The 12,606-nt window shown below is 42.4% G+C and carries 14 protein-coding genes and 2 tRNA genes; 11 read left to right on the forward strand and 5 right to left on the reverse strand.

What is annotated here, in order from left to right; genetic code table 11:
• Positions 1 to 503 precede the first annotated feature (503 nt).
• The 6 genes from glnA to B3J29_RS09375 all read left to right on the forward strand — a co-directional run bounded on the left by glnA (position 504) and on the right by B3J29_RS09375 (position 5,409).
• Positions 504 to 1,919, forward strand: a complete 1,416-nt coding sequence (gene glnA, locus B3J29_RS09350; protein ID WP_171064793.1) for a type I glutamate--ammonia ligase — start codon at positions 504 to 506, stop codon at positions 1,917 to 1,919.
• A gap of 86 nt (positions 1,920 to 2,005) precedes the next feature.
• Complete coding sequence (locus B3J29_RS09355; RefSeq protein ID WP_286965113.1) at positions 2,006 to 2,281, forward strand: hypothetical protein; 276 nt, start codon at positions 2,006 to 2,008, stop codon at positions 2,279 to 2,281.
• A gap of 55 nt (positions 2,282 to 2,336) precedes the next feature.
• Positions 2,337 to 2,795: a chorismate--pyruvate lyase family protein gene (locus B3J29_RS09360; protein ID WP_175968197.1), complete on the forward strand. Its 459-nt coding sequence runs from the start codon at positions 2,337 to 2,339 to the stop codon at positions 2,793 to 2,795.
• Between the two features lie 6 nt (positions 2,796 to 2,801).
• The gene (ubiA, locus tag B3J29_RS09365) at positions 2,802 to 3,680 is read left to right on the forward strand and encodes a 4-hydroxybenzoate octaprenyltransferase (RefSeq protein ID WP_175967241.1); all 879 of its coding nucleotides are present in this window, start codon (positions 2,802 to 2,804) and stop codon (positions 3,678 to 3,680) included.
• A 106-nt stretch (positions 3,681 to 3,786) separates the two neighbouring features.
• Positions 3,787 to 5,037, forward strand: coding sequence for an alpha/beta hydrolase family protein (locus tag B3J29_RS09370; protein WP_286965115.1), 1,251 nt, complete (start codon positions 3,787 to 3,789; stop codon positions 5,035 to 5,037).
• A gap of 111 nt (positions 5,038 to 5,148) precedes the next feature.
• Entirely contained in the window at positions 5,149 to 5,409 is a 261-nt protein-coding gene (locus B3J29_RS09375; protein WP_175967245.1) for a hypothetical protein, read from the forward strand.
• A gap of 5 nt (positions 5,410 to 5,414) precedes the next feature.
• Here the strand turns inward: B3J29_RS09375 and B3J29_RS09380 are convergent, their stop codons facing one another.
• The 5 genes from B3J29_RS09380 to B3J29_RS09400 form a co-directional block, all read right to left on the reverse strand.
• Positions 5,415 to 5,858 carry a DUF2726 domain-containing protein gene (locus B3J29_RS09380; RefSeq protein ID WP_286965117.1) on the reverse strand — a complete coding sequence of 148 codons (444 nt, stop codon included), beginning with the start codon at positions 5,856 to 5,858 and terminating at the stop codon, positions 5,415 to 5,417.
• A 62-nt stretch (positions 5,859 to 5,920) separates the two neighbouring features.
• Positions 5,921 to 5,996: transfer RNA gene (locus B3J29_RS09385), tRNA-Asn, on the reverse strand.
• A gap of 6 nt (positions 5,997 to 6,002) precedes the next feature.
• A tRNA-Asn gene (locus B3J29_RS09390) sits at positions 6,003 to 6,078 on the reverse strand.
• A 147-nt stretch (positions 6,079 to 6,225) separates the two neighbouring features.
• A complete protein-coding gene (locus B3J29_RS09395; RefSeq protein WP_004782758.1) occupies positions 6,226 to 6,852 on the reverse strand; it encodes a superoxide dismutase in 627 nt (208 codons plus the stop codon).
• 153 nt (positions 6,853 to 7,005) lie between these two features.
• Entirely contained in the window at positions 7,006 to 7,764 is a 759-nt protein-coding gene (locus tag B3J29_RS09400; protein ID WP_175967249.1) for a Nif3-like dinuclear metal center hexameric protein, read from the reverse strand.
• Positions 7,765 to 7,934: 170 nt separating this feature from the next.
• On the opposite strand from B3J29_RS09400, the gene B3J29_RS09405 reads away from it, so the two are divergent.
• The 5 genes from B3J29_RS09405 (at position 7,935) to rutB (ending at position 12,594) form a co-directional block, all read left to right on the forward strand.
• Positions 7,935 to 9,116 (forward strand): S1C family serine protease, encoded by a 1,182-nt coding sequence (locus B3J29_RS09405; RefSeq protein ID WP_286965118.1) that lies wholly within the window; start codon positions 7,935 to 7,937, stop codon positions 9,114 to 9,116.
• Positions 9,117 to 9,250: 134 nt separating this feature from the next.
• Positions 9,251 to 9,508 (forward strand): hypothetical protein, encoded by a 258-nt coding sequence (locus B3J29_RS09410; protein WP_004810565.1) that lies wholly within the window; start codon positions 9,251 to 9,253, stop codon positions 9,506 to 9,508.
• Positions 9,509 to 9,588: 80 nt separating this feature from the next.
• Complete coding sequence (rutD, locus tag B3J29_RS09415) at positions 9,589 to 10,380, forward strand: pyrimidine utilization protein D (protein WP_034170059.1); 792 nt, start codon at positions 9,589 to 9,591, stop codon at positions 10,378 to 10,380.
• Positions 10,381 to 10,729: 349 nt separating this feature from the next.
• Positions 10,730 to 11,836: a pyrimidine utilization protein A gene (gene rutA / locus B3J29_RS09420; RefSeq protein ID WP_034170058.1), complete on the forward strand. Its 1,107-nt coding sequence runs from the start codon at positions 10,730 to 10,732 to the stop codon at positions 11,834 to 11,836.
• The gene (rutB, locus tag B3J29_RS09425) at positions 11,833 to 12,594 is read left to right on the forward strand and encodes a pyrimidine utilization protein B (RefSeq protein WP_034170057.1); all 762 of its coding nucleotides are present in this window, start codon (positions 11,833 to 11,835) and stop codon (positions 12,592 to 12,594) included. Before rutA ends, rutB begins: the two co-directional genes overlap by 4 nt.
• Positions 12,595 to 12,606 lie beyond the last annotated feature (12 nt).

The raw sequence follows: 12,606 nt of genomic DNA on the forward strand, positions 1-12,606 counted from the left end.
TACTTTCGCAAGAGGTCTAATGATGCTGAAAAAAACATCATTTGAATAATAATGCATGGGATAAATCAAACGATAAGATCGACAATTTGAATAAAAGTGACTCAAAATAGTGATCTTTTTAAGTACATAAACCTACAGAGCACGCTTTGTAACTGATAAAACTTAACCAGAATTAAACGAAATCGAATATTTTTTAAACTAAATTAGCATAAAAACGCAATTCCTCACTGAAAAGTGCTCCTATTCTTACCTAATATGAAATCATCGCACTATTTAGGTGCGCTAAAAAAATACCTGCAACAAATCTCAGGAAGAATGCTTGAATATAGTGCATTTAGTTTAAGTCACAGTATAATAGCGACAAGGTATTTTTATCTTCCTATGTTTTCTTATAAAGATTTCAAGATTTTAGATATACTTTTAAAAGTTGGTACGCTAATTGCTTAATAGATACCAACTTCTAACACGCACTTTGCGAGTGCAACAAAAAACATCGGAGCAAAATGAGCATGGCGAACAAGGTCCTTCAACTCATACAAGAAAGTGGCGCGAAATGGGTCGATTTTCGCTTTACTGATACCAAGGGTAAAGAACAGCACGTTACTTATCCAGCAGACAGTATTGATGAAGATACGTTTGAAGACGGCAAAATGTTTGACGGTTCTTCAATCGCAGGTTGGAAAGGCATCGAAGCATCGGACATGATCTTACGTCCAGATGCAGAAACAGGTTTCATCGATCCGTTCTTTGCAGAGCCAACTGTTGTTGTGACTTGTGACGTTATCGAACCATCAACTGGTCAAGGTTATGAACGTGACCCACGTTCGATTGCTCGCCGTGCAGAAGAATACCTGAAATCTACAGGTATCGGTGATACTGCATTCTTCGGTCCAGAACCAGAATTCTTCGTGTTTGACGAAGTGAAATGGGACATCGACATGTCTGGCGCTCGCCACACATTGATCGCTGAAGAAGCTGCTTGGTCTACTGGTAAAGATTACGAAGCAGGTAACTCAGGTCATCGTCCACGTGTTAAAGGTGGTTATTTCCCAGTTCCTCCTGTTGATTCTCATCAAGATATGCGTGCAGACATGTGTGCAAAAATTGAAGAAATCATGGGCCCAGGTCGTGTAGAAGTACATCACCACGAAGTTGCGTCTTGCCAGTTAGAAATTGGTGTGAGCTTCAACACAATGGTTCGTAAAGCTGACGAAGTACAACAGTTCAAATATGCTGTTTGGAACGTTGCGCACCAATACGCTAAAACTGCAACCTTTATGCCTAAACCAATGGTAGGCGATAACGGTTCTGGTATGCACGTTCACATGTCGATTTCTAAAGATGGCAAGAACCTGTTTGCTGGTGATGAATATGCAGGCCTTTCAGAAATGGCATTGTACTTCATCGGTGGTGTGATCAAACATGCTCGTTCATTGAATGCGATCACTAACCCATCTACAAACTCATACAAACGTTTGGTACCTCACTTCGAAGCACCGATTATGCTTGCTTACTCAGCGCGTAACCGTTCAGCTTCTATCCGTATTCCTTACGTTTCTAGCCCTAAAGGCAAACGTATTGAAGCACGTTTTCCTGATCCAATGATGAACCCGTACCTAGGTTTCGCTGCATTGTTGATGGCGGGTATCGACGGTATCCAAAACAAGATTCACCCAGGTGAAGCTGCTGACAAGAACCTGTACGATCTTCCTCCTGAAGAAGAAGCGAAAATCCCTACAGTGGCACACAGCCTTGAAATGGCACTTGAATCTCTTAAAGAAGATCATGACTACCTGCTTAAAGGTGGCGTGTTCACTAAAGAAATGCTTGATGCCTATATCGAACTTAAGACTGAAGATGTACGTCGTCTGAATACGACTACTCACCCAGTTGAATTCGACATGTACTACAGCCTGTAATTCTGATCTGAATTTCACTGTAAAAAAGACCCGCCTTTGTGCGGGTTTTTTTGTATGATGCTGTTATTGATCAAAGATATGAAGTTATGGCACAACGTAAAAGACATACCGGCTTTTTTCCTTGGATTGATCCTCAGGATCATAGTAAAGGCTTTAAACTGAATTTTTCTGAAGTGACCTATGTAGATGTTGCGAGTACACCTGAAGGTTATAAACAGGTTGAGTTTGTGGCATTACGTCATCCTGAGCTAGCTCTGGATTATGATTATCCACAAAGTTTTTATCTCACCACAGATGGCATGATTTTGAAAAAGCTGCCAAGTGGAAAATATGAAGTGATTGCCAAGACAGATAATGCCTAATCGTGAAGTTGATAACATTGTGAGTGTAAAATTTAAAAATCCGAATAGACAGCAGATGCCTACAGCACTTCGAGAGTGGCTGTATGCCTCAGGATCATTGACGCAGCAGTTAACAGATCTGGCTGGTGGTCAGTTCCGGGTAGAACCACAGCAGGAACATTTTCAGCGTCTGGAATTTGTGGATGCTCGGTGGATGCAGATGCCACATCAGCATACGTCCTGGGTACGGGAAAGCTATTTATATGGCTGTGAAGAACAGCCTTGGGTCAAAGCCAAAAGTATATTTCCAATTTTAAGCCTGCAAAAACGTGCGCGGATATTCCAGCATATTGGATCGAAGCCGATTGGCTGGCTATTATTCCAGCGTACCAATCCACAGTGTGAGCGACGTGTGATTTATCTGGAAGAGGGCTGGACCCGCCAGAGCTGCTATACTTGGCATGGTTGTAAATTTATCGTACAAGAAACATTTTTACCGGTATTTGAACACTTTATACAAAATCAACAGGCTTAACTTGATATGGCAACTGCACAAGCAATTACTTGGCGTGAACGTCTGAGCGCCTATTATTATCTTTGTCGTTTTGATAAGCCAATTGGCACAGAGCTGGTCTTCTGGCCGACCATGTGGGCGCTATGGGTCGCAGCAAAGGGAATACCTGATCTCAGTATTTTGGTGCTGATGATTCTAGGTGTAATTTTTATGCGCGCAGCGGGCTGTGCCATTAATGACTTTGCCGACCGTAAAGTGGATGCGCATGTCGAGCGTACCAAAACCCGTCCCTTAGCCACTGGTATTATTAGTGCTAAAGAAGCAGTGATGGTCTTTCTGGTGCTCGTCGCAGCCAGTGCCTGCCTGTTATTTTTCCTGCCGATTGAAACCTTTTACTGGTCCTTTGGAGCCTTGTTTTTAGCGTTCATTTATCCGTTTATGAAACGCTATACCCATTTGCCGCAGGTATTTTTGGGAGCTGCATTTTCCTGGTCAATTCCAATGGCCTATACTGCCGTCGGGCAGACGCCAGATTTAACTTGTTGGCTTCTCTATTTTGGCAATCTGGCTTGGACCGTGGCCTATGACACGCAATATGCGATTACTGATCGTGAATATGATTTGAAAATTGGTGTGAAATCCACAGCCATTTTGTTTGGTCAGCATGATATTCAGATCATTAGTACCTTACAGGCTTTAAGTCTGGTCTTGATTGGCGCAGCATTATGGATTGAGGATTTGCTGATTCCATTTGGCCTGATGGGGCTTCTAGCCGTCGCAATTGATTTTATTTATCAATGGTCCAAAACTCGAGATAAGGACCCACAGCGCTGTTTCTGGGCTTTCCGTCATAACCGTTGGGTGGGGCTGATGATTTTCCTTGGAATCTTTGCCGCGCTTCTGTAACTGCACCTTGTCGATTCATAACAAAAGCATCCTATAAGGGTGCTTTTTTTTATGCTTAATTCAAGATTCTTCATGAAAATCGTAAACAACAATAAGGGATTAGAATATGAATAATGTAGTGAAAAACGGTTTCAAAAAAACCTGTCTAGCACTGGTATGTTCCATGTCATTGTTCATGACTGCGTGTAATGACGATGATAATGATTCGTTCCGACCACAGGAAAGGGTATTTTTAAGTCAACAATCTTATGATGAGGATACCTTGCCTGAAGCATCGGATATTCAAGTCATACGCTATAATATGCCAAACGTAAATGGTGAGCGGGCTGAAGCGACAGCTATGGTGTTTTATCCAAATACACCTCAACCTCAAGACGGATGGCGGGTGGTGGTTTGGGAACATGGCACGGTGGGTAGCGGTGATTCTTGTGCACCAAGTAATAACCAGCTGAATAATAATTTTAGAGGATTGGCCAGCAGCTTGCTTGCAAAGGGATATGTGATTGTTGCACCCGATTATGAAGGATTAGGTACTCGGGGGATCCATCCTTATTTAAATTTAAAAAGTGCGGCACAATCGGCTATCTATGCAGTAAAAGCCTTTAAGGAACAACAGGGAAATCGATTTAATGGTGCCTGGGTCTCAGTGGGACAATCCCAGGGAGGGCACGCATCACTTGCCACAGCCCAGTTTGCCGATGAAGATCCAAATTATAAGGCAGCAGTTGCAGCAGCTCCGGCTTCAAGTCTGGGTTATATTATCAGTGAAGTAGCACCGCAAGCGCTTAGTGCCTTGGTTGAGGCTGGGCAAGATAATGCTGCGAAAGCAGTCTATGCAGAATTACTGGCTTATGCGGCTTATGTTGCTGTCGGGATTAAAGCTTATGAACCAGGCTTTAACTATCGCAATATATTTTCAAGCCGTGCAGGGATTGTGGCTGAAAAGGCGGAAGGCACGACTGGAGAAAATGGACTTTGTTTAGGGCCATTGATTACTGAATATGTGCAAGATATTGATGATTATCTGGTGAATAATCCGGAAAAAGCGGTTGTAGACTATCCAGGATTAGTAGAAAACTTCCAGAATAATTCGTCGGTTGAAAAGTTCCTTGAGAATAATCAGCCTGCAACTGAAAAAATTAATGTTCCTGTGATGATCATTCAAGGTACTGCAGATATGGCTGTTCCATATCCAGTGACAAATACTTTACAACAAGGCTTGAAAGATATGGGAACCACAGTGACTTTTGTACCGGTACAAGACGCATCACATACCGAGGCTATTGTACAAAGCAGAACCCAGCTGCTGACCTTCATCAATACCTATATGCCTTCAGGTATTTCTGTCAGTCCTTAATCCTAAAAGGAGCTTCGGCTCCTTTTCTATTCCTTGTAAGGCTAGGCCTTGAGCAATCATTTAAGTTTGTTATAGTGACTCAGGATTATAGGTTATCAGTATAGGCTTGTTATGTCGGAACAGACAAAACCCCGCAGTATTAAAAAACTGCTTATCTTTGGAACCCTGGCTTTATGTGTGCCGATTTTTTTAGTGACGATGGCATTTCTGGCAGTTAATAGCGATGCAAAAAATCAGGAAAAATATAAGCAGCAACAGGCAGATATGATTGCCCGGATTGAAGCGCGCGAAGCGGCTGAAAAATCAAAGGCAGAGCAGGAGGTTCAAGCAATTCAAGCTGCTTCAGAAGCTGAAACAAATTCCTCTCATTAAACTATTTATCTCAAATCCCTTTGAAGTTGCCGGATTGTTGGAATTTCAGTGTAGCGGACGACTGTATAGCCGGCAGCAATCAGCATTGCATCGCGTTCCGCATCTTCCTGTTCCTTGCCAATATGGGTGGGGTCATCCAGTTCTATAATCGCCACCACACTATATTCCCGGTCCATCACCACAAAATCGGTCACCTTGCGGTTAAACTTGCTGCGCATTTTCATATTGTCATGCGTAATCAAAGCACTAAATGCGACCTGTGCCAGAATGTGATGATGCGGAAAAGCATCTTTCAGGCGAGTAAACATCTTGCTTTCGAAAGCTGTAATGACACGCTTGGGATAGAATTTCTTCTGGCGGGTAAACAGATGAGGGAAGAGCAGGCAAATTAAGGCAAAGCTTGCCAGACAGCCAATCACAAAGAATATAAACTGACTCAAATCAAACACGGATCATAAAAGAGAAAAGAATAAAAAAACCCACTTCGCAATGAGTGGGTTTTTCAGAATCTTGGCTCTCCCACCTGGGCTCGAACCAGGGACCTGCGGATTAACAGTCCGTCGCTCTACCGACTGAGCTATGGGAGAATAGATTGGCTCTCCAACCTGGGCTCGAACCAGGGACCTGCGGATTAACAGTCCGTCGCTCTACCGACTGAGCTATTGGAGAATCTGATGCGCATTTTAGGCAGGAAAACAAAGACCGTCAATCAATTCCTGTAAAGAAATGAATCATTTGCTTTTTTAATATGCATCTTAGACCTAAAAATAAAAAAATCACCCATGAAGGGTGATTTTTTAAGCTGGAAATAAAAAATTATTTCTCAACACCAGCAGGTTGACCAGCATATTTCGCGTTTGCGTAATCCCAGTTCACCAGGCTTTCTAGGAAAGTAGAGATGTATTTAGGACGAGCGTTACGGTAGTCGATGTAATAAGCGTGTTCCCAAACATCGATTGTCAACACAGCAATTTTACCGTGTGCCATTGGAGTGTCAGCATTTGAAGTTTTAAGGATAGACAGGTTACCGTTTACTTCATCAGCAACTAACCAAGCCCAACCTGAACCGAACTGAGTTGCAGCAGCAGTTGCGAACTCTTCAGCGAATTTTTCGTAAGAACCGAAAGCTTCGTCAATTTTTGCAGCCAAAGCGCCAGTTGCTTTACCGCCACCGTTTTTAGTCAAGCAGTTCCAGTAGAATGTGTGGTTCCATACTTGCGCAGCGTTGTTAAATACACCTGCTTTAGATGAATCACCAGCAGTTGCTTTGATGATTTCTTCTAGAGTTTTGCCTTCAAGCTCAGTACCAGCGATCAGGTTGTTCAGGTTAACCACATAAGTATTGTGGTGTTTGTCATGGTGGTATTCTAAAGTTTCTTTGCTGATGTGTGGAGCAAGAGCGTCGTAGTCGTATGGTAATGGTGGTAAAGTAATGGTTGTCATGTTTTCAATTCCTTGCATTTTGCTGGGTTTTGACAATAAGTGGCGTTATTGTAATAGATTCTTAGGCAAAAATGGGCACTGTGTATAAATAACAATACAGAATAAAGCCTGAAAATTTAAAGATAAAGCCACTCATCTACTTGCCAATCGAAATTAAATCGGATTGTTTAATTCGAAATAACTATACTCAATATTAAATTGTTCTGAAATAGCTTTAGCCAGACGTTGTACACCATATTTTTCAGTGGCGTGGTGGCCGCAGGCATAATAATGCACATCCAGTTCCTGAGCATCATAAAAAGTACGCTCACTGACTTCGCCAGAAATATAAGCATCACAGTCTTGTGCCGCTGCTTTATGAATATAATCCTGTGCACCACCAGTACAGAAACCGACTTTTTGAATCAGGCTTTTTTCGGCAGGTAAATGCAACGCATCATAGCCCAGTCTTTCTGATACATAGGCCTTGAATCCTTCTGGCGTCATGGCCTGTTTTAAATAACCAATATTCCCAATTGGACGGCGCTCACTCGGATCAAGCTGTTCCAGGTTTTCCAGTTCCAGCAGGTCTGCAATCGCAATATTATTTCCCAGAGTTGGATGGCTATCTAAAGGCAGGTGATAACCAACAAGCGAAATATCATTTTGGATCAGGCTTTTAATTCGTTTACCACGCATCCCGGTAATCGGGTAGGCTTCACCTTTCCAGAAATAACCATGGTGAACCAATAGTAAATCAGCACCTTGTTCAATCGCAGCTTCGATCGCAGTTTGGGAGGCAGTAACGGCACATAAAATTTTATTGACTTCAGCGCGGCCTTGGATCTGTAAGCCATTCGGTGCATAGTCCTTAAATTCGGAAGATGCTAAAGTCTGATCGCACCAGCGGATAATATCGTTTAAATTCGCCATAAAATTCCTGTCAGTTTATGAACTTGCCAATTCTTATTCATATGTCCAATTGTAACTAAAGCAGCACAAATCTCTGTGGATTTTTTTGTGTTTAGTTATGTATTTGGCATTACAATAGGATACAAATTACTTAGTCATCAACGAATTAAAATATTTTAGAGGATAGCAAAGTGCGCCGTACCTTTACATGGTTACCTTGGGTGTTACTGATTTTAGTCATTATCGGTTTTTTGGGGTGGCAGCAGCTGCAGAAACCTAAATCACCGATTGCGCCGGATGGCGTAAAAATGCCTGCTGAAAAAGTAGAACCGTTGATCGATACTTCGCGTTCTGGAGGCGTTGTCTCCTATAGTGCCGCAGTGAAAGTCGCAGCACCTGCGGTGGTAAATATCTTTACCACACAAAAAGTAAAACAGCAGGCACATCCTTTACTGACAGATCCAGTCTTCCGTGAATTTTTCGGTGATCAGTTACCAGACCAGTTTGGTCAAAGTCCAAATGAAAACAGTTTAGGTTCAGGCGTGATAGTTCGTCCTGATGGTTATATCCTGACCAATAATCACGTGATTGCACAAGCAGACCAGATTGTAGTGGCCTTGCATGATGGACGCCGTGCTGAAGCTAAAGTTGTAGGTACAGACCCGGATACGGATTTGGCTGTAATTAAGATCGAACTTGAACAATTACCAGTTTTGCCATTCAAGCTGAGTGGCAATGAAGTCGGTGATGTTGTTCTGGCAATTGGTAACCCGTTTGGTGTCGGTCAAACCGTGACTCAGGGGATTATTTCTGCGACAGGCCGTTCTGATCTGGGCATCAATACTTATGAAGACTTTATTCAGACAGATGCTGCAATTAACCCAGGCAACTCGGGTGGTGCATTGATTGATGTTGCCGGTAACCTGATCGGAGTGAATACAGCAATCTTCTCGCAAACAGGTGGCTCACTGGGGATTGGTTTTGCGATTCCCGCTAAAATCTGTCAACAGGTGATGAATGCAATCCTGAAAGATGGCCGTGTCGTTCGTGGCTGGCTGGGTATCAGTCTGTTGCCGACAGAACGTAATGATGTACTGCAACCTAAAGAATCAGGTGTAGTGGTCGCTGAAGTGCTGGAAAATGGACCAGCAGCAAAAGCTGGCATCCAGCGTGGTGATAAAATTATCAAAGTAAATAATGAAGTGATTACTTCTGCCTCACATCTGATTAATTTTGTCGCTTTACAGGCACCAAACAGTACCGTTCAGATTGAAGTAGAGCGCGCTGGAAAAACCATGACACTGGATGTGGTGATTAGTGAACGTAAAACGCAAAGCAGTTCTTCACAATATATTCCTTTACCAGATCAGTAATTTTTTCTAAGAAAATCCCTCCATGTGAGGGATTTTTTTATGCACGATTTATTTAATTAGATACAAAACAAAAATATTTTATGTGATTTAAATCATTTAATTTCATTGAATAAAATCAAAAAAGAGTAAAAACAATGAGTTTTATGACTGCTGATCAGGCCAAAGTTTTATCGAATGTAGCCAACTTGAATATTGAAATGTATAAGCCCCGTTTGGCTCAATTAATTGAGGACAATGCCCGACAAGGCAATACTGCTGTATTAACGGTATTTCCAAAACATTTGCCTTTAGAAGAGATCCGTGGTCTTTCGGCAGAATTGACTGAACTGGGCTATAACGTGCGCTTTGAGGTGCAGGAATTTTATTATAGCTTTAATGTCTATTGGTTATAGTTTTATCAATTGTTCAAAAATAGTCCTATTCAGGCATGTATTTTGCTGCACTCATCTCATAGCGAAACTATGAGAATTTTATGTCTTTATTTATTTATCCTGCAGCACGGGCCGATGCGCCTTATATAGTGCTTTCTTCTGGTTTAGGTGGACATGCAAGTTTCTGGAATCCACAAATTGAGGTTTTGCAGCAAGATTTTCATGTGGTGACCTATGATCAGGAAGGTTGTCATGCGGATTCTGAACTCTTGCCAACGCCTTATTCCGTAGATCATATGGCTCGGCAGATTCTGGATTTATTGATCAATGAGGATATTTGCGAGTTTCATTTTATTGGACATGCCCTAGGCGGACATATTGGCATGCAACTGGCGACCTGTCAGACGGAAAAGGGTGTGAAGTTACTTAGCCTGACCATGTTGAATGCCTGGGGGGAACTGGATTCACATACCCAAAAATGTTTTCAGGCAAGGACTTCTTTATTGCTGAATAGCGGGACTGAGGCCTATGTGCGGGCACAGGCTTTATTTCTGTATCCACCGCAATGGATCTCTACACATATTGAACAGTTGACTGATGCAGAAAATAAGCAGCTCCTTGACTTTCCACCGATTCAAAATGTCTTGGCACGTATACAGGCAGTACAAGCTTTTCAACTAGAAGAAGTGCATCGGCAGGCACTCAAAAATGTTCCTGTACATCTGATTGCCAATCGGGATGACTTTCTGGTGCCATATCAATGTTCACAAAAATTGCAGCAGTTATTGCCACATAGCCGGTTTAACCTGCTCGAAACGGGAGCACATGCTTCTACGGTGACTGAAACTGCCCTGATCAACCAAAACATACTGCATTATTTAAAATCAGCCTGATATTTTCAGCCAATAAATCTGTTTATTTAAGTCAGACCCTGGGTCTGACTTTTTATTTTTTCTAATGAATCATTTCTATGGTATGAGCAGGAATTTTACTGCGAATTTATACAGGGCTTGCACACGCATGAATTTATATAAATGCACTTGAATGAAACATAGTGAGCAAAATTGACTCATGTTTGAAAACAGTTATTTTACTAAAAATTCAAAAAATAAAATATTAAGTATTTGATAAATAATTAATAAAAATATTTGGCACACGGTTTGCAATGTTTATCTTGTAAATAAGATTCCCGTAGCGGAACCAGGATTTTGAATAAGTGTTAAAAAATAATGAGGTGTGAAAATGAAAATAGGTGTCTTCTGTCCAATTGGAAACAACGGTTGGTTACTCTCTGAAAATGCACCACAATATATGCCGACTTTTGAGTTAAACAAACAAATCGTACAGCGTGCTGAGCACTATGGTTTCGATTTCGCACTTTCCATGATCAAGCTGCGTGGCTTTGGTGGCAAGACCGAATTCTGGGAACATAACCTGGAAACTTTCACCCTGATGGCCGGTCTTGCTGCTGTTACCAGCAAAATTCAAATTTATGCAACAGCTGCAACTCTAGTCATGCCACCTGCAATTGTAGCGCGCATGGCATCTACCATTGATTCTATTTCCAATGGCCGTTTCGGTCTGAATGTGGTAACCGGCTGGCAGCCACCGGAATATACCCAGATGGGTATGTGGCCGGGCAATGAGTATTTTGGTAAGCGCTATGAATACCTATCTGAATACGTACAAATCCTGCGTGAGCTTTGGACAACCGGAAAATCAGACTTTAAAGGCGAACATTTCCAGATGGAAGACTGCCGTGTTAGCCCGCGCCCGCAAGCCGATATGAAAATCATCTGTGCAGGTCAGTCTGATGCAGGTTTAGAGTTTTCTGCACAATATGCCGACTACAACTTCGTATTTGGTAAAGGCCTGAATACTCCAACAGCTTATGCAGAAATTAATGACCGTCTAAAAGAAAAAACAGATGTGACTGGCCGTGATGTACAGACTTATGTGCTGTTTATGGTGATTGCAGCTGAGACCGATGAAGAAGCGCAAGCAAAATGGCAGCACTATAACGATGGTGCCGACATGGAAGCGATTAACTGGTTGATGAATCAGGGTGGGAAAGACACGACTTCTGGTGCAGATACCAATATCCGTCAAATGGCGTCTAGCGTATCTCCTGTAAATATCAATATGGGGACTCTGGTCGGTTCTTATAAAAATGTGGCACGAATGTTGGATGAAATTGGCGAAATCAAAGGCACTGAAGGTGTGCTGCTGACTTTTGATGATTTCGTTCAGGGTGTCGAAGATTTTGGTCAGAAAATCCAGCCATTGATGAAATGTCGTGAGCATATTGTGATTGAGGGCGAAGCACCGGTTCTGGAGAAAAGCGCATGAGTGAATCAGTAGTTACCGCTGGGTTTACTGAAAAACTCGGCACCGGAAGAACCCTAAAGGCTGAACCTGAAGCAATTTGTCTTGCACCTGAACAGACTGCGCTGATTGTGATCGACATGCAGAATGCCTATACCTCACAGGGGGGCTATCTGGATCTGGCGGGCTTTGATGTCTCGAAAACCAAGCCAGTGGTTGAAAATATTAAAAAGGCAGTTGATGCAGCGCATGCAGCCGGTATTCAGGTGATTTATTTCAAAAATGGCTGGGATACAGAATATAAGGAAGCGGGTGGAACCGATTCTCCAAATTTCCATAAATCAAATGCCCTAAAGACCATGCGTAAACGTCCTGAATTACAAGGGAAATTATTAGCAAAAGGCGGTTGGGATTTTGAACTGATTGATGAGTTAAAGCCATTGCCACAGGACCTGGTCATTGAAAAGCCACGTTATAGCGGTTTCTTTAATACCGCACTAGACAGCATGTTGCGTGTCCGCGGCATTCGCAATCTGGTTTTTGTCGGAATTGCCACCAATGTCTGCGTGGAATCGACCCTGCGTGATGGTTTCTTTCTGGAATATTTCGGCGTGGTGCTGGCGGATGCCTGCCATCAAGCCGGTCCAGTCGAGGCCCATGAAGCCAGTCTGTACAACATCAAGACCTTCTTTGGCTGGGTATCCGATACCGCAAATTTTGTCGATACCTTTCAAAAAGAAAGTGAGTCACTAAAAGAAACTAAATTAGCTGTAAGCGTATAAAGAATTAAAGAT

Source organism: Acinetobacter sp. UBA5984 (genome assembly GCF_002429925.1).
GTDB lineage: Bacteria > Pseudomonadota > Gammaproteobacteria > Pseudomonadales > Moraxellaceae > Acinetobacter > Acinetobacter variabilis.

Excerpts from the sequence above, each read along its gene's own strand:
- ubiA (WP_175967241.1), top strand. The coding sequence starts at position 2,802 with ATGGCAACTGCACAAGCAATTACTTGGCGTGAACGTCTGAGCGCCTAT.
- rutD (WP_034170059.1), top strand. The coding sequence starts at position 9,589 with ATGTCTTTATTTATTTATCCTGCAGCACGGGCCGATGCGCCTTATATA.
- rutA (WP_034170058.1), top strand. The coding sequence starts at position 10,730 with ATGAAAATAGGTGTCTTCTGTCCAATTGGAAACAACGGTTGGTTACTC.
- B3J29_RS09370 (WP_286965115.1), top strand. The coding sequence starts at position 3,787 with ATGAATAATGTAGTGAAAAACGGTTTCAAAAAAACCTGTCTAGCACTG.
- B3J29_RS09400 (WP_175967249.1), bottom strand. The coding sequence starts at position 7,764 with ATGGCGAATTTAAACGATATTATCCGCTGGTGCGATCAGACTTTAGCA.
- glnA (WP_171064793.1), top strand. The coding sequence starts at position 504 with ATGAGCATGGCGAACAAGGTCCTTCAACTCATACAAGAAAGTGGCGCG.
- rutB (WP_034170057.1), top strand. The coding sequence starts at position 11,833 with ATGAGTGAATCAGTAGTTACCGCTGGGTTTACTGAAAAACTCGGCACC.
- B3J29_RS09360 (WP_175968197.1), top strand. The coding sequence starts at position 2,337 with ATGCCTACAGCACTTCGAGAGTGGCTGTATGCCTCAGGATCATTGACG.
- B3J29_RS09410 (WP_004810565.1), top strand. The coding sequence starts at position 9,251 with ATGAGTTTTATGACTGCTGATCAGGCCAAAGTTTTATCGAATGTAGCC.
- B3J29_RS09355 (WP_286965113.1), top strand. The coding sequence starts at position 2,006 with ATGGCACAACGTAAAAGACATACCGGCTTTTTTCCTTGGATTGATCCT.
- B3J29_RS09375 (WP_175967245.1), top strand. The coding sequence starts at position 5,149 with ATGTCGGAACAGACAAAACCCCGCAGTATTAAAAAACTGCTTATCTTT.
- B3J29_RS09395 (WP_004782758.1), bottom strand. The coding sequence starts at position 6,852 with ATGACAACCATTACTTTACCACCATTACCATACGACTACGACGCTCTT.